The following is a 19,803-nucleotide window of genomic DNA, read 5'->3' on the forward strand; positions in this document are numbered from 1 at the left end:
CTCTAATGCCGGATACAGCCAGGTGGCCATAGGCAGATTTTCAGGACATTCAGGACAGGGCGGCGGAGCGGCTCAGGCGCGCCCCGCGTCGCCGTACACACCGGCCAGTGCCTGCGCCATGGGCGTGACGGAGTAGCGGGCGGCCACGGTCCGCTGTCCGGCGCGCGCGAGCTGCTCGCGCCGGCTCTCCGGCAGGGACAGCAGCCGGTGCAGGCCGCGGGACAGGCCGGAGGCGGAGGCGGTGTCGAGCAGGAGACCGTTGACGCCGTCGCGCAGGTAGTGGCCCACCCCGCCGCGCAGCGGCCCGGCGGCCGGCAGGCCGGCCTCCATGGCCTCCAGCACGGCGATGCCGAACTCCTCCTTGGCGCTGGGGCACACGTACCAGGCGCGCACCCCGTGGGCCGGATCGGCCAGGGCCCGCTCCAGCCGCCGTACACGGTCGTTGGGCAGGGCCGGCAGGAGCGCCAGCCGCCGGGCCGCCTGCGTGCGCCCGGTGACCAGGGCCCCGAGGACGGCGCGCACCCGGTGCTCGTCGGGGGTGGGATGCAGCGTCGCGCCTCCCACCATGACGAGGGTCGCGCGCCGCCACAGGTCCGCGGTCAGCCAGGTGCGCAGCAGCAGTTCCTGCTGCTTGACCGGGTGCAGGCGCCCCACGCACAGCAGCAGGGGCAGGTCCCGGTCGGCGGGGTCCAGCGCGTCGGGGCGGTCGCCGCCGGCGAACAGAGATTCCAGCAGCGCGCGCCGCCCGTCCTGCTCGTCCTCGGCGGGCTCGTAGGGGGCGATGCCCTCAGGCGGTGCGGGCGGGCCGTCGGGGCCGTAGCGGTGGGCGAGCGCCGGGAAGTGCCGCAGCAGGCGGCCCGTGCCCGAGCCGTCGGGTATGCCGATCACGGTGTCGGCGCGTTCGACGAGCCGGTCGGCGAGGAAGATCCGGTGCAGGTCGCCGCGGAGCGCCTCGGTGGCGCGCGGGTCGTCCGCGGTGGTGCCGGCGTGCGTCTCGGCGAGGCGGCGGTGCGGGTCGGGGGTGGCGGTGAAGACGAGACGGGCCCCGAGCCGCGCGGCGGACTGCGCGAGGGCCAGGCTGCCGTCGTCGGCGTAGCGCACGTGCAGCACGTCGCAGGCTCGCGGCAGCGCACCGAGCAGGCGGGCCGCCCACCAGGCGAGGGACGGGCGGTGGTCCGGCATCGCGTGCTGCGGCGGCGCGGCGGGCGCGTCGACCGGCAGCCGCAGCAGCCAGTGACCGCCCCGGCGGCGCACGACCAGGCGGCGGTCGCGGTCGAGGTCCTCCCGGCCGGCGAGGACGACGGTGACGACGGCACCGACCTCGCCGGTGCCGGCGAGTGCGTCACCGAGGCCGCCGAGCAGCACGGACAGTCCGCCGCTGGCGCCCTCCCCGGGCCGGTCGAGCCGGCCCAGCAGCATCGACTGGGCCACCACGAGGCCGCTGTCCGGCCATCCGGTGAGGGCGGCGGAGGGCAGCGGGCCGAGCAGCAGGCGTTCGTAGACGTCCCGCGCCTCGGACACCGGGGGCAGATGGGCCGGGCCGTCGGGCAGGCGGTGCAGGTAGCGCCACAGGGCGTGGCGGGCCGCCCGGCCGGAGGCCGCCGCCGTGTCGGCGGCCTCGGCGGCGCCGAGCGGGCGCAGCCCGGCCGCCTCGGCGAGGTCCAGCAGCAGCACGGTCCGCTCCGCGCCGGCTCCGCCGTCCAGCAGCCGGTCCCGCAGCGCCTCCTCGGCCCACGCGGGGCCGTGCCGCCGTACCGTGGCCGGCCACATCTCGGTGAGGACGGCGGTCAGGAACGGCCCGCCCTCGCCGTGGGCGAGCAGCGCGTCGGGGGTCAGCGGGACGTCCAGCCGGCAGGCCCGGCGCAGCGAGGCGACCGTCGCGTCCTCCCGGCCGGGCAGCCCGGAACCGCCCGGCCGCAGCAGGCGGGGCAGCGGACCGTACTCGGCCTCCAGCAGGCACGCGAGGGCGCCGGGGCGGGCGGGGTCCGGGTCGGCCGGGCCCGCTGCGGCGGCCCGGTACGCCGGTGCCCCCGCCCCGGTGAAGAACGCGGTCCGGGCCGCCACCAGCGGGTCCCGCTCGGCACCGGGCTGCGCCGGGCCGACGCCCGGCAGCGGCGGCGGGGCGGGAACGGGCGGGGCGACGGACACGGGGCCTCCTCGGTGCGGTCGGTACGCGTGTGTTTCGCCCGCCCTTCCCGGCACGGATGCACCGGCCGGTGTGGACCCGCGCGGCCGGCGTCCCGCATCCGTCCGCCCTGCGCCGGGTGAACACGGAACATGCCGCGCATCGTGATCGTCAGCCCTCCGTTCCACTCCCACGCCGCTCCCCTGTCCGCGCTGGCCGCGGCGCTGGCGGCGGACGGTGCCGAGGTGTTCTTCGCGTGCGCTCCGGCGTTCGAGCCGCTGGCCGACCGGGCGGGGGCCGGCTTCGTGCCGCTGACGGTGACGCGCAACGCCAACACCGGTGTGGCGGAGCGGACCGACCAGGCGGCGCGGGAGGCGGCACGTCTGGGCGAGTTCCTCACGGCCACCCGGCACGGCCCCGTCGAGACCCTGCTGACCCAGGCCCGGCACCGGCGCGCGGACATGCTCGCCGACCCGGAGGGCGTGTACGAGGACCTGCGGGAGCTCGACCGGCGGCTGCGCCCCGACTGGTACGTCGTGGACCAGCTCGCCTACGCGGCCACCCTCGCCCTGCACTGCCTGGGCGTGCCGTACGCGTCGTACTGCCCGGGTCATCCGAGCTATGTGCTGTCCGGCCCCGAGGCCTTCTTCGGGCTGCCCCGCGACTGGCCGGACGCGGTCCGCCCGGCACCGTCCCGGCTGGCCGCGCTGGACACCGCCGTACGGGACAACGACCGGGCCTTCACCGGTCTGTTCGCCGCCTTCGCCCGGGACCGCACGCCGCCGGCGCCCGCCCCGGGCCGCGCCTTCGCGCTGACCTCCGCGCACGCCGTCGTCTACGCCTACCCCGCGCTGCCGTGGCTGCCCGCACGGCCCGGCGGGCCCGTCCACCTGTTCGCCGGGCACATGGCGGGAGCGGACGGGCCGCTGGACGCCGACTGGACACGCCGTGTGAAGGAGCTGCGCGAGCGGGCGGAGCGGGTCGTGCTCGTGGCGTTCGGGACCTTCCTGTCGGCCCGCGACGACGTGCTGCGCACCGTGGTGTCGGGGGTGCTGGACGGCATGGACGACACGGCCGTCGTGGTGGCGGCGGGAGCCCGCGCGGACGCGCTCGCCGATCTCGCGGGCGACCGGGCCGTGGTGGTGCCGGCGGTTCCGCAGCGGCAGCTCCTGCCGCACGTGGACGCCATGGTCCACCACGGCGGCGCCAACTCCTTCACCGAGTGCCTGCGCGCCGGTGTGCCCGCCCTGGTCCTGCCGATGTCCAGCGACCAGTTCAGTGTGGCGAGGGACGCGGAACGGGCGGGCGTCGGCGTGGTCCGCGACCCGAACGCGCTGCGCGCGCCGGACGTCATGGACGCGCTCGCGGAGGCCATGGAGGGCCCGGTGCGCCGCCGCGCGAGCCGCATGGCGCGCGACCTCCGCCGCTACGGCCCCGCGTGGGCGGCCGGGCGGCTGGTGGCCGCCATGGAGAAGGCCGCGGGGACGGCCGGGGAGGCCGCCGGGGAAGCCACCGGGGAGGCGGCCGGGGAGGCGAGGCGGCCGCGTTCCCGCTGAGCAGGGCCGTACTCGCGGAGCGCGCGCCGCGGCCCGCCCGGTCCTCGGTGCAACCGCGGGGCGGGTCCCGGCCGAAACCCCTGTGAAGGACGAGGACGGAGTGCGGGCGCGCGTCGACGGCGGAGGAGGACTCGTATGGGTGAGCGGCAACCGGCGCGCCGGACGACGGGACGGGCACCGCGGACGGCGGCCAGGGACGCCGAGGCGCTCACCCCGGTGCCGCCGCGCCCCGTGCGGCACGTGCTGTTCCGGCAGTTCTGGCGCGACCTGGTGTTCCTGCACTGGGAGGCCGACCCGTTCGACGTCGCCCGCCTGCTGCCGCCGGGGTGCGTGCCGGACCTGTACCGCGGACGCGCGTACGCGGGGCTGGTCTTCTTCCGCATGGAGGACCTGGCGGTCGGGGCGGGTCCGCCGCTGCCCTGGATCGGGGCGTTCAACGAGGTCAACGTGCGCCTGTACAGCAGGGACGCGCTCGGGCGGCGCGGTGTGGTGTTCCGCTCGCTGGACTGCGACCGGCTGCTGCCGGTCCTGACCGCGAGAGGGGGCTTCGGGCTCCCCTACCGCTGGTCGCGCATCACACGGCAGTGGCACGGGCGGCGGCTGCTGTACCGGACGCGGGGCCGCCGCGCCGACGCGCCGGGCGGCCACGTGTGGGCGGAGATCGGGGACGAGGTGATCGCCCCGGGCCCCCTGGACGAGTTCCTGACCAGCCGCTGGGGGCTGCACGAACGCGGCTGGGGCCGCACCTACTACTGGCCGAACGTCCACCCCCGGTGGACGTTCCGGCGCTGCGACCCGCTCTCCTGGGACATGTCGTCCCTCCTGTCCGCCGCGGGGCTCGAACCCCTGCGCGCGCAGCCGGACAGCGTGCTGTACGCCCCCGGGGTCCCGGTGCGCTTCGGCCTTCCCACGCCACTGCCGCCGGAAGGAAGACGGTCATGAACATCTCCGGTTCCCGCGTCCTGCTGCCCGGCGCCTCCGGCGCGATCGGCTCGGCCCTTGCCGTCCGGCTGCACCGCGGCGGCGCCCGCCTCGCCCTCGCGGGCCATGACGCGGAACGGCTACGTCGCGTGTCGGAGGCGTGCGCGGGCGCGCCCGTCTTCCGCTTCGACGCCTACGACCTGGACCGCTGCGCCCGGGCGCCGGGCTGGGCGGCCGGTGAACTCGGCGGGCTCGACGCGGTGGTGGTCTGCGTGGGCGTCGCGGGCTTCGGACCGGCCGACACGGTGCCCGACGCGGTCGCCGAGCACCTGTTCACGGTGAACGCCCTGGCTCCGCTGGCGTTCCTGCGGGCCGCACTGCCCCGGGTCTCCCCGTCCGGGGTGCTGGCCGCCGTCACCGGTGTCGTGGTGGACGCGCCGCCGGCGGGCATGGCCGACTACGCGGCCGCCAAGTCGGCGCTCGCGGCCTGGCTCACCGCGGTGCGCCGCGAGCGGCGGCGCACCGGCACGGCCGTCCTCGACATCCGCCTGCCGCACGTGGAGTCGGGCTTCGCGGCGCGCCGGGTGGTGGGGGAACCGCCGCGGCTGCCGCGCGGCCTGACGGTCGACGAGGCCGCGGACCGCGTCGTCGCGGAACTCATCGGGCGGAAGGCGGAGCACACCGGCCGGGAGGCGGAACTCACCGGCCGGGAGGCGGAGTTCACCGGCCGGGAGGCGCAGCCCACCGGCCGGGGAGCGTGAGCGCGAAGGCTCACACGGGGAGGTCCGCCCAGACGGTGTGGCCCGCGCTGGTGCGCCGGTCTCCCCAGGCGAGGCTGACGGAGTCCACGAGATACAGCCCCCGGCCCCGCTCGGCCAGCGGGTACGAGGGGTGCCGCCACCGGGCGCGTACGGCCTCGGCGTCGAACCCGGGACCGCCGTCGGCGACCTCCAGGCGCATCGCCGGCGCGCCCGCCCCATCGGTGCGCAGGGTGACGGCGACACGCACGGGCGGCGTCCCGTGACGGTGGGCGTTGGCGAACAGTTCGGTCAGCACCAGGCAGGCGTCGTCGCTCACGGCGTCGGCTCCCCAGTCGCCCAGCTGCCTGCGCAGCCCGTCCCGCAGCGCGACCAGCGGGCCGGCCTCACCGGGGATCCGGGGGCAGTCGTATGCACCGTTCATGGGCCATCTCCTCCCATGAGTGATCCGTTGCCGCCGGGGCTCCGGATGGGTGGCGCGGGGAAAACGGCGTGAATTGTGCGGGCCCGTCCCCTGGACGGGGAGGTGTGCCGCGTCCCCGCGCCTCAGCGTCCGTCGAGGTCCCGCAGCACCTCCCTCGCCGCCCGGGCGCCGGAGGCGAGCGCACCCTGCACCGATCCGGTGCCGCGGTGGTCGCCGCAGACATACCGGCCGGGGGCCGTGCGGCAGGTCCGGGTCAGCGGCCAGGGCGGCGGCATGGCGGGCAGCGCGCCGTCGACGGTCCGCACGGTCAGCAGGTCCCAGGCGGTGGCGTCGGTGCCGTACATCTCGGACAGGGCCGCGGCCACGGCCGTCCGCACGGGCCCGTCGTCGCCGCCCAGCACCGACGTGGCGACGAGGGCGCTGCCGCGCGGGGCGTACTCGGACGCGACGTCGCTGAGGACGCAGGTGTTCAGGACGCGGCGGCGGGTGTCGACCAGCAGGACGGGCCGGTCCAGGGGAGAGCACGGCGCGACGTGGTAGTAGGTGGTGACCGTGCGGTGCGCGGGCACGTCCAGGCCGGGCAGCAGCTTCGCGGCGGCGCCGGCGCCCGTCGCCACCACGACCGCGCGGGCCGGGACCTGCGTGCCGTCCGCCGTGAGCACGCCCTCTCCCGTGATCCGGTCGACCGGCGTGCCCAGCCGGACGGTGCCCTCGGGCAGCGCGGCGGCCAGGGCGCGCGGGACGGACTGCACGCCGAAGGCGGGCAGGCACAGGGAGCCGCGCAGCATGCTGCGCCACACCAGGTGGAACACCCGGCTGGAGGTCTCCAGGGCGTCCTCGAGGAAGACGCCCGACACGAACGGCCGGAAGAAGCCCTCGACGAACGCCTCGGAGAAACCGGCCTCGGCCAGCGCCGTGCGCGTGGTGCGCTCGGGCGCGTGCTTGAGCGCACGGGCCGGGCCGAGCCCGTCGCGGGCGCCGAGCACGGCCAGCGCGGCCACGTCGCGCGGGCGGGCGAACCGCCCGGACAGCAGCGAGGCCACCGTGTCGGGGCGGCGCCGCGGGTCGGCCAGCAGCACGCGCCGTTCACCGGTGTGCACCAGGACACCCGGCAGGAAGGCGCGCGGCGCGAGGAACCGGGCGGGCAGGCGGCGGCGCAGCTGCGGATAGGCCGGGTTGACGACCTGGAAGCCCCGGTCGACGGTGAAGCCGTCGAGGCGGTCGGTCCGCATCCGCCCGCCCACCGCGTCCCCGGCCTCCAGCACCGTGACGCCGAGCCCGGCGGCGGCCAGGTCGTGCGCGCACGCCAGCCCCGCCACTCCGGCGCCCACCACGACGACGTCCGCGCCCGCGCCCACCACGGCCACCACCTCCCGTATGCGTGTGCTCCCCCCGGGGTGCTTCCCCGCAGGCCCCCGCCGCGGATGCGGGGAAGCACCCGAACGGGGGACGCACCGCCGCCGGCCGCATCCCGCACCGCTCCGGCGGGCGAAACCTCTCCCGAGTGAACCCACCGCGAGTGATCCACCGGAAGCGGCGGCGGGCCCGCGCGCGACACGCGTGCGCGGCCCGCCCCGGCACCCCACGGAAGGCCCCGCCATGACCACCCCCCACTGGCTCTTCGGCGACCAGCTCGGCCCGCACTTCCTCACCCCCTCCGCTGCGGACGGCGGCCCCGGCCGCGGCGCGCCCGTGGTGATGATCGAGGCGCGGTCGGTCTTCCGGCGCAGGCGCTTCCACCGCGCCAAGGCCCATCTGGTGCTCTCCGCGATGCGGCACCGCGCGGCGGAGCTGGGCGAGCGGGTGACGTACGTACGGGCGGAGACCTACCGCGAGGGCCTGCGCCGCGCGGCGGGCGACGGGCCGGTGACCGTGTGCCACCCCACCTCGTACGCGGCGCTGCGTCTGGTGCGTTCGATGCCCCGGGTGCGGGTGCTGCCCGCCCGCGGCTTCCTGGTCGGGCAGCAGGAGTTCGCGGGCTGGGCCGAGGGGCGGGAGGGGCGGCTGCTCCAGGAGAACTTCTACCGCTGGGTGCGCGAGCGGCACGACCTGCTGATGGAGGGCGGCCGCCCGGCGGGAGGCAGGTTCAACCACGACCACGCCAACCGCGAACCCCCGCCGCGCGGCGCCACCGCGCTGGACGTGCCGGGGCCGTACCGGCCGCGCGAGGACGACATCGACGCCGGGGTGCGCGAGGACCTGGACCGGTGGGAGCGTGAGGACGGGGTGCGGTTCGTCGGCCGGGACGGTCCCCGCCGCTTCCCCGCCACCCGGCGCGAGGCCCTGACGGCCCTGCGCCGTTTCGTGACGCACCGCCTGGCCTCCTTCGGGCCGCACGAGGACGCGATGCTGGCCGGCGACCCGGTGCTGTCCCACAGCCTGCTGTCGTCCTCACTGAACCTGGGGCTGCTGCACCCCGCCGAGTGCGTGGAGCGGGCCGAACGCGCCTGGCGGGCAGGCGGCGTTCCCGTCAACAGCGCCGAGGGCTTCGTACGGCAGGTGGCGGGCTGGCGGGAGTACGTCTGGCAGCTGTACTGGCACTTCGGCGAGGACTACCGCAACGGCAACGCCCTCGGCCACTCCCGCGAACTGCCCTCCTACTTCACGGAGCTGGACGCCGACGCGGTCACCGCCCGCTGCCTGTCCAGGACCCTCGCCCAGGTCCGCGACACCGGCTGGACGCACCACATCCCCCGTCTGATGGTGCTCGGCAGCCACGCCCTGCAACGCGGCTGGGACCCGGCCGCGGTGACCGACTGGTTCCACCGCTGCTTCGTCGACGGCTACGACTGGGTGATGCTGCCGAACGTCATCGGCATGTCCCAGTACGCGGACGGCGGCCGGATGACCACCAAGCCGTACACCTCCGGCGGCGCCTACGTCCACCGCATGAGCGACCTGTGCGACGGCTGCGCCTACCGCCCCACCGAACGCACCGGCCCCCGCGCCTGCCCGTTCACCGCCGGGTACTGGACCTTCCTGCACCGCCACCGCCGCCTGCTCTCCGGCAACGCCCGCATGCGCCGCGCGATCCAGGGCCTGGACCGGCTGACCGACCTCGACGAGGTGCTGCGGGAGGAGGGGCGGTGGGAGAAGGGGACGCCGTGAGGAACGGGGCAGTCCGCCCTCCGCACTGCGCGAACGCTGACGTGCCATGCCGGGCGTGACCGTGCCGCCCGGCGAGGTGTGCCTCAGGCGGTGGTGGTGGCGGCGTCGGACTCGGGGTCCTGTACCGCCATGGCCCAGTTCCCCATGGCCTCCAGCACTTCGCGCAGCCCTTCGCCGAGAGGGGTCAGCGCGTACTCGACGCGCGGCGGGACCTCCGCGTACGTCGTGCGGGTGACGACGCCGTACCGCTCGAACTGGCGCAGCCGGCTGGTCAGGGTGTGCGGGCTGATGCCGGGCAGGGCGTCGCGCAGTTCGTTGAACCGGTGGGGGCCGCGCAGCAGCTCGCGCACGATCAGGGTGGCCCACGGCCCGTTGAGCAACGTGAGGAACCGGGCGACGCCGCACTCGGGCAGACAAGGATCAGTCACTTTTCTGACGGTACTCCATTAGTGCAGTTGATGTAACTGGTGCATCGTGTGCACTAATGGCGCCATGACCTACGTGATCCATGGCTCCACCGGCGCCCAGGGCGCCCCCGTCGTCGCCGCTCTCACCGCCGCGGGCAAGCCCGTGACCGCCTTGACCCGCAACCCCGACGCCGTCGTGCGCGGCGCACAGCGCGTCGTGGCCGCCGGCTACGACTCCGCCGCGGAACTGACCGAGGCGTACCGCGGTGCGGACGGGGTGTTCGTCCACCTGCCGGTGGTCGCCGAGAAGGACCGCCTGACCTACGCGCACAACATCGTCGCCGCCGTCCGGACGGCCCGCCCGGCCCGCGTGGTGTTCTCCACCAGTGGCGCCCCGACCGGCCCCGGCACCGGCGGGGCGGCCGCGGAACTGGTCCGCGGCCTCGCGGACACCGGGGTGTCCTGTGCGGTGATCGCGCCCACGTTCTACCTGGAGAACCTGCTCATGCCCTACGTCGTCGACTCGGTCCGCGAACGCGGCGTGCTGCCCTACCCGATCCGCGCCGACCTCCCGGTCTCATGGGCGTCGCACCTGGACGTCGCCGACGCCGCGGTCGCCCTGTTCGACCGCCCGGACATCACCGGCGTGGTCACCGTCGGCCAGTACCCGGCGATCACCGGACCGGACCTGGCCGAGGCCTTCGGCACCCACCTCGGCAAGGACGTGACCTTCGAGCAGATCACCCCCGAGCAGTTCCGCGAGTCCGTGGCACCCCTGATCGGCGAGGGCCCGGCCGCGGACGTCGCCGCGGCCTACGCCGCCATGGGCGCCCTGGCGGACCGCTCGATCACCCCCGGGAACTCCGCCCGGAAACTGCTCGGCATCACCCCCCGCAGCACCGGACGGTGGCTGACCGACATCGGCCTCTGAGCACGGTCTCCTTCACGCCCTCGGCTTCACGCCCTCGCCTGGTGCCGGCGTTGTCGCCGCTGACGTAGACCGTCGGCAGGCCCTCGCCCGTCAGGGTGAAGCCGACGACCTCGCCGGCGACCGGCTCGACCTGCTCGCGCGGTCCAGGGCCGTGGACGGCGGGCACGCCGGTGACGGTGACGGTGCCGCCGTCAGGACGCTCCAGCTCGATCGACTCCCAGTCGGCCAGGCCCTTGGCCTTCGCCCCGAGGCGCTTGCCGCCGCCGGGTGTGGTGAGGGTGAGGGGGACGTCGGCGAGCAGGGCGCGGCCGGAGGTGTCGAGGTTGTCGGCGTGCTCGTCGTGCGAGAGCAGGACCACGTCGACGGGACGGACCTCGGCGGGTGCGGCGGTGGAGGGGGCGGTCTTGGTCAGGGTCGCTCAGGGCGAGACGTAGTCGCCCGGACCGTCGAAGGTCGGGTCGGTCAGGAAGCGCAGGCCGCCGTACTCGAACAGGGCGGTCGGGCCGCCGAAGACACGAACAGGGAACTGCCGGGCGTCGCACTGGGACATACCGCGTCCTCGTTTCCTCACGCATACATACAGCTTTTTCCGCGAGGCAACCGTAGGGCAGTCCTCACGGAAAAACGTAAGCGTTACCATGACCAGCAGGGATGAGAGGCTGCCCGACGCCATCGCGAAGACGGTCCTGCCCCCTGCCCCGGGCGCCGAGCGGTACCGCTCCCTGGACTTCGCCGACACCAGCGCGGCCCTCCCCGCGGGCCGGGGTTACGGCCTCCTAGCCGCGCCCGAGTGCGCCATGCGCTGGCTCACCGCGCACGACCTGACCACACCGGACGTGCGGTTGTACGAGGTGTGCGCCCAACGGATGCGCACCCTGCGCGGACACGTACGGGCCCTGTTCGCCGCACGCGTCGCCGGCACCACCCCGCCGGAGGACTCCCTGCACGCGGTAGGGGCCGCGAACCCGCTCCTGACGCGGCCTGACGCTCATCCGCTCGGCACCGCGGACTTCGGCACGGGCCGGGGCACAGGCGCCGGGCCGAGCTCCGTTTCCTGCCGGTGAGAGCTGCCCGAAGCGCTGCGGCCGGTCTGCCGGACCGGTGGTCACGACCGAGGCGATTATGTTCTTGCGACTGTTGCGCGGTCGGCGGAGACGGCCTTCCGGCCGGTTCCTGCGACTCGCCGAACTGGTAGCCGTTCCGCGCTGTCGAGATCGCCATGCTGATTTCCACTCCTCAACGCGCAACGATTACAGTCTGCGCCGCCTTGTGGAATTGCGGTCCGGGGCGATGGCCCATCAATTGCACCCGGCGACAGGGCACGCCACAATGAAGCGCGCACATGTCCCGCCGACCGGACAGGACGGCAATTTCGCCGAGCATTTACCGCACCCCCTCGAAAGGTGGGTTCCGCATGTTCGTCCCCAGCCATTACCGACAGCCGGACACGTCGTGGATGGTAGATCTGATGCGCTCCAACCCGCTGGCCCTGATGGTCAGCAACGGCCCTCCCGAGGCCGGGCCCTTCGCCACGCACCTTCCCGTCATCTTCGACCCGGAGGGTACGGAAGAGCCCGCCGAAGACCTCGCGGGCCTGCCACTGCTGGGACACCTGAACCGGGCGAATCCGCACTGGTCAGCGCTGGAGGACAAGGCGGTCGTGCTGCTGTCCTTCACCGGACCGCACGCCTATGTCTCGCCCACCGTCTACGACGTGACGCCCGCCGCGCCCACCTGGAACTTCACGTCCGTCCACGTGCACGGAGTGGTGGAGAAATTCGACTCCACCGAGGAAACCCTGGAGGTCGTTCAGGCCACCGTGCGGGCTTTCGAGACGAAATTCGGCAACAACTGGGACATGACCGATTCCCTCGACTATTTCCGCAAGATCGTTCCCGGCGTCGGAGCCTTCCGTATTCGTGTCACCAAAGCCGAGGGAATGTTCAAACTCAGCCAGGAGCAGGAACCGGAGATTCGCGACCGCGTGGTCCAGTCGTTCGCCGGGCGCGGCTGCACCCGGCACGCACAGACCGCCACGCTCATGAGCCGCCTGCCCTGACGGTGCCCTTTGACGCGAGGGGTCCGCATCCCTCCCGGATGCGCGGACCCCTCGACGGCCGGTGCCGGCGAACCGTCACTCCACGACGGCCTGCCTCATGGCGCCCTCTTTCAGCACGCGGTCGGCCGCGGCGTCGAGGGTGTGCATCACCCACTCCGCCAGTTCGGCGCCGGACTGCTCCGCCGCCTTGTGCCACCACTGGAGCCGGTTGTCGGGCACGGCGAGGCGGCGCGTCGACGCCTCGGCGGCGTCCGCGACGGGCGGGGTGCCGTCGCGCTGGGCGCGGATGGCGTTGCGCAGTTGCTTGGTGCTCCATTTCATTCGCTCCGCGCGGTCCAGCCAGGTCTCCTGCTCCTCGACGGGCAGGGACGCCAGTTCGGCGTGGTGCTGGAAGCTGAGCGCCGAGCGTCGGCGATGCAGTTCGAACCGGCGGGACACCCAGGCATAGTTGCGCAGCGTCTGATACTGGAGGCCGGCGGCGCGAATGCCTCGCTCGTAGCGGTCGGCGTAGTGGTCCTTGCCGTATACCAGCCAGTCACCCAGCCACCATGACGACGAGTTGAGCAGGCCGGAGAGCTGGCGTCCGGCCCGCTCCCACTCCTCGAAGGCGAGTCCTGCGGGTATGTGCAACCCCACGTTCGTGGTGAGCACCTGATCGCGGCGCGACTCCGGCGCTCCGGCACCCCGCGTTCTCTGCGCGGCCCGGCCGAACGGCTGCGCCCTGGAGCCTTCGACTTCCTTGACCTGATTTCTCATCACGCCCTCCATAACAACGCGCGTATCAGCCGTACCGGTTCGCGGTGGCTCCTCATTGCATACAGAAAGCGTTCACCCCGTTTTTATCGGACAGCACCGAAATCAGCGGCCACGGCACGGCGTCAGGGAGAGAGACCCTGATCAAACCGAGCCCTGCGTACGACACCCCGGACAGTCCCGGGGGGCCGGCCGCCGCGCTACCGAGTAGATCCCGACACTGGATACAAGTTCAAGGATCTTGGCGCCATCGAGCACGACTTTGCGGAGTTCGAGCCTCCCTAGGATGTCAAAGGTCTAGTCCACTGAGTGGCGCGTTCCGAGTGGACCGCCGGGTTCTGCTGCACGTCGCGCGGCGCGGCGACCGCGGCCGATCCCGCCGCGGCAGATGGCGATTCGCCGCGAATGATCCAAGAAAGCCCAGTGCAGAGACGTTTGGAGGGAGGCGGCGCCCGCTCCGGCGGAAAACGGACGTGGCCGCCCGCCCCGGTCGGCAGCCGGAGCGGAATCCAGTCATCCACCTGGGCTCCGGCGCCCTGCAGGCTTGCGCCACCACAGGCGCCAATACAAGCCAGGGCCCCACCGGGGAGTGGCGCCATTGCGACACTCCGCTTAGACTGCGCCGCATCAACGCTCAGTAACATCGGGGGAGTTATTGCGGCATGGATATGGCTTATACATGCGCGTCACCAAGATCAAACATTGCCCCTGGCGGCAGCAATTCCGCATTGCCACTGGCTGATTTCAGCGCAATGATCTTCCGCAGTTTACGTCGGGCCGATCAACGGAAGTGGGCCTACACCTATCTGAACGGTCTGCTGATCACGCCCGGGAAGAAATCGGTGCGCCGGCTCGCGGCCACCACCTCGTGCGATCCGTCCGTCGCGCAGGCGCTGCGCCAGTTCGTCAGTCTCAGTCCCTGGGACTTCGACGCGGTCATGGAGGAACTGACGCACTGGGTGGAAGGCCACAGGTCCCAGCCGGTGTGGAACATCGGCCGGGCGGTCCTGCCCAAGCGCGGCAACCGCTCGGTGGGAGTGGACCGGTACTTCGACCTGGAGTCGGGCCGCACCCTCAACTGTCAACTGGGGCTGGGGTCGTTCCTGTCCGTGGGTGCCCTCCAGTTCCCCGTCGACTGGAGTCTGTACTTGTCGCCGTCCTGGGTGGAGGACCCCGGCCGACGCAGCGATGCGCGCATCCCCGACTCCGAGCAGTACCGGCCGCTGTGGGCGCTGGCGCTCCGTCTCGTCGACCGGCTGGCGGCCCGGACACCGTCGTCGTCCCCCGTCGTCGTGGCGGACATGGGCGACGAGCCGGACGTGCGGTACCTGCTGAGCGGACTCGCCAAGCGGCGGTGCGACTTCGTCGTGGCGGTGCCCCCGCACCTCCCCGTGGTGCCCGTCGGCAACCTGGCGGCCGCGCCCCCGCCGGTCAGCGCGAGAGCCAGGCTCTCGGCGCAGAACACGGAGCCGGCCGTTGTCACCGCACCCGACGGGCGGCAACGCGCCGCGCGTTTCCAGACCTCGCTCGTCCATGTGCCCGGGCCGTCGCAAGCCCATTCCCCCGGCCCGCCCTACCGCCTGTTCACCGAGGTGCGCGAGCCCTCCGTCACCGGTCCGCTGTGGATCACCAGCCTCGCCCATCAGGGCCTTCCCGAGGTCGCCTCGATCGCCGCCGCGCACACCGGGACGGCGACCGCGGTGGCGTCCCTGGAGCGGGACTTCGGACTGCTCGACTTCGAGGGGCGATCGTTCCCCGGCTGGCACCACCACATGGCCCTCGTCTCCGCCGCCTACACCTACCGGCATCTCAGCGCACCCGCCGCGGCCTCCTGCCCCCACGAACGGTGCGGAGCGGCCGGGCAGGCGCCGTAGCGCCGGGGCCGGCCGCCGCGTCCTGCCCGTGGGGCCTGTCCGGTACCGGACAGGCCCCACGGCGGGTCAGCGGCTGTACTCGGGTTCCTGGGCGGGCCGCGGGTGGGGCGGGGCACCGAGTCGGCGCGAGAGCTTCCCGCCCTCCACGTCCATGTCGGGCAGTACCCGGTCGAGCCACTTCGGCAGCCACCAGGCGCGGTCGCCGAACAGGGCGAACAGGGCCGGGATGATGGCCATGCGCACCACGAAGGCGTCGAAGAGCACGGCGAGGGCCAGCCCCAGGCCGACCATCCTCACGAAGTCGTTGTCCTCCATGACGAATCCGGAGAACACACTCGTCATGATCAGGGCGGCAGCGGCGACCACCCGTCCGCTGTGCCGGAAGCCGGTGACGACGGCCTGGTGAGTGGACTCGCCGTGGACGTAGGCCTCGCGCATCCGCGTCACCAGGAACACTTCGTAGTCCATGGCGAGGCCGAAGACCACACCGATCATGAAGATCGGCATCGTGCTCATGATGGGCCCCGGCTGGTCCACGCCCACGATGTCGGCGAACCACCCCCACTGGAAGATCGCCACGACCACGCCGAGTGCCGCGGAGACGGACAGCAGGAAGCCGAGGGCTGCCTTCAGCGGTACGAGGAGCGAGCGGAAGACGAGGATCAGCAGGACGAAGGCGAGGCCGACGACGAGCGCGAGGTACGGCACCAGCGCGTCGTTGAGAGTCCTGGAGAAGTCGATGAACATGGCCGTCTGCCCGCTCACCAGTACCTCGGCGCCGTCGGCCCGCCCGAAGTCGTGCAGGTCGCCGCGCAGGGTCTTCACCAGCTCTTCCGTCGTGCCCTCCGTCGGCCCGGTCTCGGGTACGACGTTGACGATGGCGGTGTCACCGGCCTCGTTGGGCGTGGGCGAGCCCACCTGGGCGACACCGGGCCTGTCGGCGAGTTCACCCGCGACGTCATCGGCCACGGCCTTGGCGTCCTCGGCCTCGACGGTCACCAGCAGAGGGCCGTTGAAGCCGGGGCCGAAGGACTCCGACAGCATGTCGTAGGCCTTGCGCTGGGTGGTGTCGGGAGCCATCGTGCCCTCGCCGGGCAGACCCAGTTCCAGCCTGGTGGCGGGCGCGGCGACGGCGCCGAGGCCGAGCACACCGAGCAGCAGGACGGCGGCGGGGCGGCGCAGGACGAGCACGGCCCAGCGGGCTCCGAGGTTCGGACGCCGCAGCGCCGCCCGCTTCTCCTCCTTGCGGCGCTGACGAGCGCTCAGGGGCTTGCCCGCGATCCGCTTGCGGTCCCGGCGGGGCAGCACCCGGTACGGGGCGAAGCCGAGCAGCGCGGGCACGAGCGTGACGGCCACGAGGACCGCGATGGCGACGGTGCCCGCAGCGGTGAGGCCCATCTTGGTCAGCATCGGGACATTGACGACGGCGAGGCCGGCGAGGGCGACGATGACGGTGAGGCCGGCGAAGACGACGGCGGAACCGGCGGTGCCGACGGCCCGTCCCGCGGCTTCCCTCCGGTCCCAGCCCTCGGCCATCTCGGCGCGGTAGCGGGAGACGATGAAGAGGGCGTAGTCGATACCGACCGCCAGGCCGATCATCATGGCCAGCGTGGTGGTCGTCGAGGACAGACCGAGGGTGCTGCCGAGCGCGCCGATCGCCGAGATGCCGATGCCGACGCCGATGAGGGCCGTGATCAGAGGCATGCCTGCCGCCACCAGCGAGCCGAACGTCAGGACCAGGATGACTGCGGAGACGCCGATGCCGATGAGTTCGGCCGTACCTCCCAGGGCCTGGTCCACGGGAACCGCGTCACCGCCCATTTCCACCGTCAGCCCGTCCGCCCGGGCATCGGCGGCGGCCTTGAGCAGCGCGTCGTGCGCCCGGTCCGAGACCTCGGCGGCGGCGACGTCGTAGGTGACGACGGTGTAGGCCGTCGTGCCGTCCTCGCTGACGGCACCCCCGGCGAAGGGGTCGGAGACCCGCACGACTTCCGGGGCCTTGGACAAGTCGGCGACGAGGGCGGCGACCTCCTTGCGCGGCCCGGCGTCGGAGATCTTGCTGTTCTCCGGTGCGCGGACCACCACCCGGGCCGAGGCGCCGTCGGCGCTGGCCGCCGGGAACTTCTCCTTCAGCAGGTCGAAGGCCTTCTGGGACTCCGTGCCGGGCATGGAGAAGGTGTCGGCGGGCGGGGCGGGTGCGGTCGAAGCGGCGAAGGCGGCACCGCCGAGGGCGAGCAGCCACAGCAGGACGACGACGCCTCGTCGCCGGAAGGCGAACCGGCCCAGTTTGTACAACAGGGTAGCCACGGTGAATCAACTCCAGGTGGGTCAAGGGAAACCAGGTGAGCAAAGAGCGGTTCCGTCGTCTCGGGCTCCGCCTCGGTCAGGGCGGCCCGGTCCGACCGGGTGAGGGGGCGGCGCGCTGGTGCTCCGGTCCCGTGCTGGTCCGGGTCGTGAAGAGCGGCACGGCGCACAGCGCGATCACCGGTAGCGCGCCCAGCAGGGCACGGGGTCCGAGTTGCGCGAAGAGGGCGAGGAGCAGAAGCGCCACGGCCATGACGGGCAGGGCACTGTGCCGCCACAGCCGGCCGCCGCAGGGCTCCCCGCCGGCAGCCACCCCCACCGCGGGAACGGCGCGGCCCGCGGGTGGTGCGGGCTGCCGACCGTCACCGGTGAGCGCGGCGAAGGCGTCCTCGATGCCGGGGCTGTGCACGGACAGCCGACGGGGAACGAGGCGGGCGTCGTCCAGTACGTCGAGGACGGCGCGCACCAGGCCGGCGCTGCCGTCGCCGGGGATCTGCAGGCTGAGCGCGGTGGGATCGAGCTCGGCGGTGTGCAGGCGGAACAGCCCGGCCGCGGTGGCGAGATCGGCAGCGGTGGCGAAGTACAGCCGGATGTGACCCCCGGGCACCAGCCGTAGCAGTTCCTCCCGGGTGCCCTCCGCGACGAGCCGGCCCCGGTGCAGCACGCCGATCCGGTCGGCGAGGCGGGCCGCCTCGTGCGGGGAGCGCGTGGTGAACACGACGGCGGCGCCGTCGGCGGCGAGATCGCGCACGACCCTGCGCACGAGGCGGCGGCCCACCGCGTCCAGGCCCTCGGTGGGTTCGTCCAGCAGGGCGACCTCCGGTTCCCCGGCCAGCAGCATCGCCAGTGCCAGCCGGCGCCGCAGGTCGCCGGAGAGGGCGGCCGCGGGTGAGGTCGCGACCGACGTCAGTCCGAGCTGTTCGATGAGGCCGGCGGCCCTGACACGGGCACGGGGCGCCGGGAGCCGCCGCAGAGCCGGGGTCAGGAGCAGGTTCTCGTCGGGGGTGAGGCGGCCGTCCACCGCGGGGGCCCTGCTGAGGAGCCCGGTCGCGGCACGCAGGGGATGCGCCTCGGTCCCGGGGTCGTACCCGGCGATCCGTATGCGGCCGCCGTCCGCGGGGGTGTGGGCCGCAAGGACGCGCAGGGCGGTGGTCTTGCCGGAGGATCCGGTGCCCAGCAGCGCGAAGGTGGTGCCGTGCGAGACGGTCAGGTGGAGGCCGTCGAGGGCGGTGCGCCGCCCGTACGCCTTGCGCAGCCCGCGCACCAGGACGGCCGGCGTGCCCGTGCCGGACGGGCCGGGGACGGCCTGGTCGGCGGTCATGCCTCCCCCCTGCCGGTGAGCAGGGGAAGGAGCCGCGGCCCGGACACCTCCGACGAGGCCAGGAAGACGGGCGGGTTGTCGGGGTCGGTGCGCAGCCGGGGGAAGCGGTCCAGAAGGGCGCCGAGCGCGATCCTGCCCTCCAGCCGGGCCAGCGGGGCGCCCAGGCAGAAGTGGATGCCGCGGCCGAAGGCGAGATGGGGGTTGGGATCACGTGCGGGGTCGAACACGTGCGGCCGGGAGAAGACGTTCTCGTCGCGGTTGGCCGCGCCCAGCCAGAGCGCGACGATCTGGCCCGGTGCGAGCCGGTGCCCGCCCAGTTCGACGTGCTCGGTGACGACTCGGTGGAAGACGGCGAAGGGGGTGATCAGACGTAAGGACTCCTCGATCACGGCGGGGATGCCGCTCCGGTCGGCACGCAGCCGAGCCGTGTGTTCGGGGTGCGCGTCGAGGCAGAGGGCGGCGTTGCCGAGGAGCAGGGCGGTGGTGACGTATCCAGCGAGGAACAGCAGTTCCACGAAGGCGGTCAGGGCCGTGTCGCTCAGTCGTTCCCCGTCGATCTCGGCGTGGACGAGTCGGCTGAGCAGGTCGCCTCCGGGGTGCCGGCGACGTTCGTCGATGTGCGCCGCGAAGTACTCGGTCATCCGGCGCGACAGGTCGTACGCGGCGTCGACGTGCCGGTTCTGTTCGGGGTTGCCGCCGACCGAGGGCGGCTCGGTGCCCGGGAACAGCTCGCCTGCCCAGTGCCGGAACAGGTCACGGTCCCCGCTCGGTACACCGAGGAGACAGGCGATGACGGTGATGGGCAGCGGCTGGGCGAAGTCCCCTATCAACTCGATCTCGTCCCGGTCGCCCACGGCGTCGAGCAGCTCGCGGGTGAGCGAGGTGATGCGCGGCTCCAGTGCGGCGACGGCCCCCGGGGTGAAGGTTCCGCCGACGAGTCGGCGCAGGGCGCGGTGCTCGGGCGGGTCGAGCTGGGTGAGCATGCCGCTGGAGTCGTAGTCGTCGGGCTCCGGCAGGAAGTGCCGGTTCGTGTCGGACGAGAACACGCCGGGGTCGGAGAGCACCCGGACCGTCTCGTGGTGGCCGTAGACGTTCCACACACCCCGGCGCTCGTCGAAGCGGACCGGTCCGGCGGGCCGGTCACCGCGGAGCCAGAAGTGCTGTTCGGGCACTCCCCATCCGTCGGCGAGCCGGGCGATCGGAGTACGCGGCAATCGCGGAGGAGCCATAGCGCCATCATGACATCACGTGGCGCCATAACC

The 19,803-nt window shown here is 73.5% G+C and carries 16 protein-coding genes and 1 pseudogene; 8 read left to right on the plus strand and 9 right to left on the minus strand.

The window, feature by feature from the left end:
- Positions 1-72: 72 nt before the first annotated feature.
- A complete protein-coding gene (locus ABZY20_RS10680; RefSeq protein ID WP_356439569.1) occupies positions 73-2,148 on the minus strand; it encodes a glycosyltransferase family 4 protein in 2,076 nt (691 codons plus the stop codon).
- 129 nt (positions 2,149-2,277) lie between these two features.
- On the opposite strand from ABZY20_RS10680, the gene ABZY20_RS10685 reads away from it, so the two are divergent.
- The 3 genes from ABZY20_RS10685 to ABZY20_RS10695 all read left to right on the plus strand — a co-directional run bounded on the left by ABZY20_RS10685 (position 2,278) and on the right by ABZY20_RS10695 (position 5,363).
- A complete protein-coding gene (locus tag ABZY20_RS10685) occupies positions 2,278-3,681 on the plus strand; it encodes a glycosyltransferase (RefSeq protein WP_356439571.1) in 1,404 nt (467 codons plus the stop codon).
- Between the two features lie 135 nt (positions 3,682-3,816).
- Positions 3,817-4,623 (plus strand): DUF2071 domain-containing protein, encoded by an 807-nt coding sequence (locus ABZY20_RS10690; RefSeq protein WP_356439574.1) that lies wholly within the window; start codon positions 3,817-3,819, stop codon positions 4,621-4,623.
- Positions 4,620-5,363: an SDR family NAD(P)-dependent oxidoreductase gene (locus ABZY20_RS10695; protein ID WP_356439577.1), complete on the plus strand. Its 744-nt coding sequence runs from the start codon at positions 4,620-4,622 to the stop codon at positions 5,361-5,363. Before ABZY20_RS10690 ends, ABZY20_RS10695 begins: the two co-directional genes overlap by 4 nt.
- A 10-nt stretch (positions 5,364-5,373) precedes the next feature.
- On the opposite strand, the gene ABZY20_RS10700 is transcribed toward ABZY20_RS10695, so the two are convergent.
- Together ABZY20_RS10700 and ABZY20_RS10705 are read right to left on the minus strand one after the other, a co-directional pair.
- Entirely contained in the window at positions 5,374-5,784 is a 411-nt protein-coding gene (locus ABZY20_RS10700; protein WP_356439579.1) for an ATP-binding protein, read from the minus strand.
- A 122-nt stretch (positions 5,785-5,906) separates the two neighbouring features.
- The gene (locus ABZY20_RS10705) at positions 5,907-7,145 is read right to left on the minus strand and encodes an NAD(P)/FAD-dependent oxidoreductase (RefSeq protein WP_356439581.1); all 1,239 of its coding nucleotides are present in this window, start codon (positions 7,143-7,145) and stop codon (positions 5,907-5,909) included.
- A gap of 238 nt (positions 7,146-7,383) precedes the next feature.
- On the opposite strand from ABZY20_RS10705, the gene ABZY20_RS10710 reads away from it, so the two are divergent.
- Complete coding sequence (locus tag ABZY20_RS10710) at positions 7,384-8,892, plus strand: cryptochrome/photolyase family protein (protein ID WP_356439583.1); 1,509 nt, start codon at positions 7,384-7,386, stop codon at positions 8,890-8,892.
- 83 nt (positions 8,893-8,975) lie between these two features.
- On the opposite strand, the gene ABZY20_RS10715 is transcribed toward ABZY20_RS10710, so the two are convergent.
- Positions 8,976-9,320 carry a helix-turn-helix domain-containing protein gene (locus ABZY20_RS10715; protein ID WP_356439586.1) on the minus strand — a complete coding sequence of 115 codons (345 nt, stop codon included), beginning with the start codon at positions 9,318-9,320 and terminating at the stop codon, positions 8,976-8,978.
- A gap of 64 nt (positions 9,321-9,384) precedes the next feature.
- Between ABZY20_RS10715 and ABZY20_RS10720 the strand changes: the two genes are divergently transcribed.
- Positions 9,385-10,230 (plus strand): NmrA family NAD(P)-binding protein, encoded by an 846-nt coding sequence (locus tag ABZY20_RS10720; RefSeq protein ID WP_356439588.1) that lies wholly within the window; start codon positions 9,385-9,387, stop codon positions 10,228-10,230.
- Positions 10,231-10,276: 46 nt separating this feature from the next.
- Here the strand turns inward: ABZY20_RS10720 and ABZY20_RS10725 are convergent.
- Positions 10,277-10,780: pseudogene (locus tag ABZY20_RS10725) on the minus strand (MBL fold metallo-hydrolase); the annotation flags it as partial.
- 88 nt (positions 10,781-10,868) lie between these two features.
- On the opposite strand from ABZY20_RS10725, the gene ABZY20_RS10730 reads away from it, so the two are divergent.
- Complete coding sequence (locus tag ABZY20_RS10730) at positions 10,869-11,294, plus strand: ABATE domain-containing protein (protein ID WP_356439591.1); 426 nt, start codon at positions 10,869-10,871, stop codon at positions 11,292-11,294.
- 350 nt (positions 11,295-11,644) lie between these two features.
- Positions 11,645-12,289 (plus strand): FMN-binding negative transcriptional regulator, encoded by a 645-nt coding sequence (locus ABZY20_RS10735; RefSeq protein ID WP_356439593.1) that lies wholly within the window; start codon positions 11,645-11,647, stop codon positions 12,287-12,289.
- Between the two features lie 75 nt (positions 12,290-12,364).
- Here ABZY20_RS10735 and ABZY20_RS10740 read toward each other — a convergent pair whose 3' ends face one another.
- Entirely contained in the window at positions 12,365-13,045 is a 681-nt protein-coding gene (locus tag ABZY20_RS10740) for an LmbU family transcriptional regulator (protein ID WP_356439596.1), read from the minus strand.
- 749 nt (positions 13,046-13,794) lie between these two features.
- Between ABZY20_RS10740 and ABZY20_RS10745 the strand changes: the two genes are divergently transcribed.
- Complete coding sequence (locus tag ABZY20_RS10745; RefSeq protein ID WP_356439598.1) at positions 13,795-14,916, plus strand: transposase; 1,122 nt, start codon at positions 13,795-13,797, stop codon at positions 14,914-14,916.
- 66 nt (positions 14,917-14,982) lie between these two features.
- Here the strand turns inward: ABZY20_RS10745 and ABZY20_RS10750 are convergent, their stop codons facing one another.
- The 3 genes from ABZY20_RS10750 to ABZY20_RS10760 form a co-directional block, all read right to left on the minus strand.
- The gene (locus ABZY20_RS10750; RefSeq protein WP_356439601.1) at positions 14,983-17,223 is read right to left on the minus strand and encodes an MMPL family transporter; all 2,241 of its coding nucleotides are present in this window, start codon (positions 17,221-17,223) and stop codon (positions 14,983-14,985) included.
- A gap of 76 nt (positions 17,224-17,299) precedes the next feature.
- The gene (locus ABZY20_RS10755; RefSeq protein WP_356439604.1) at positions 17,300-18,541 is read right to left on the minus strand and encodes an ABC transporter ATP-binding protein; all 1,242 of its coding nucleotides are present in this window, start codon (positions 18,539-18,541) and stop codon (positions 17,300-17,302) included.
- Positions 18,538-19,770: a cytochrome P450 gene (locus ABZY20_RS10760; RefSeq protein ID WP_356439607.1), complete on the minus strand. Its 1,233-nt coding sequence runs from the start codon at positions 19,768-19,770 to the stop codon at positions 18,538-18,540. Before ABZY20_RS10760 ends, ABZY20_RS10755 begins: the two co-directional genes overlap by 4 nt.
- Between the last annotated feature and the right edge of the window lie 33 nt (positions 19,771-19,803).

The organism is Streptomyces sp. NPDC006624, assembly GCF_040611555.1.
In the GTDB taxonomy this organism is placed as follows: domain Bacteria; phylum Actinomycetota; class Actinomycetes; order Streptomycetales; family Streptomycetaceae; genus Streptomyces.

What these genes read in the sequence shown, in the direction of transcription:
- ABZY20_RS10685 (WP_356439571.1), top strand. Translation starts at nt 2,278, where the DNA reads ATGCCGCGCATCGTGATCGTCAGCCCTCCGTTCCACTCCCACGCCGCT.
- ABZY20_RS10760 (WP_356439607.1), bottom strand. Translation starts at nt 19,770, where the DNA reads ATGGCTCCTCCGCGATTGCCGCGTACTCCGATCGCCCGGCTCGCCGAC.
- ABZY20_RS10710 (WP_356439583.1), top strand. Translation starts at nt 7,384, where the DNA reads ATGACCACCCCCCACTGGCTCTTCGGCGACCAGCTCGGCCCGCACTTC.
- ABZY20_RS10735 (WP_356439593.1), top strand. Translation starts at nt 11,645, where the DNA reads ATGTTCGTCCCCAGCCATTACCGACAGCCGGACACGTCGTGGATGGTA.
- ABZY20_RS10695 (WP_356439577.1), top strand. Translation starts at nt 4,620, where the DNA reads ATGAACATCTCCGGTTCCCGCGTCCTGCTGCCCGGCGCCTCCGGCGCG.
- ABZY20_RS10690 (WP_356439574.1), top strand. Translation starts at nt 3,817, where the DNA reads ATGGGTGAGCGGCAACCGGCGCGCCGGACGACGGGACGGGCACCGCGG.
- ABZY20_RS10730 (WP_356439591.1), top strand. Translation starts at nt 10,869, where the DNA reads ATGACCAGCAGGGATGAGAGGCTGCCCGACGCCATCGCGAAGACGGTC.
- ABZY20_RS10700 (WP_356439579.1), bottom strand. Translation starts at nt 5,784, where the DNA reads ATGAACGGTGCATACGACTGCCCCCGGATCCCCGGTGAGGCCGGCCCG.
- ABZY20_RS10720 (WP_356439588.1), top strand. Translation starts at nt 9,385, where the DNA reads ATGACCTACGTGATCCATGGCTCCACCGGCGCCCAGGGCGCCCCCGTC.
- ABZY20_RS10740 (WP_356439596.1), bottom strand. Translation starts at nt 13,045, where the DNA reads ATGAGAAATCAGGTCAAGGAAGTCGAAGGCTCCAGGGCGCAGCCGTTC.
- ABZY20_RS10745 (WP_356439598.1), top strand. Translation starts at nt 13,795, where the DNA reads ATGATCTTCCGCAGTTTACGTCGGGCCGATCAACGGAAGTGGGCCTAC.
- ABZY20_RS10755 (WP_356439604.1), bottom strand. Translation starts at nt 18,541, where the DNA reads ATGACCGCCGACCAGGCCGTCCCCGGCCCGTCCGGCACGGGCACGCCG.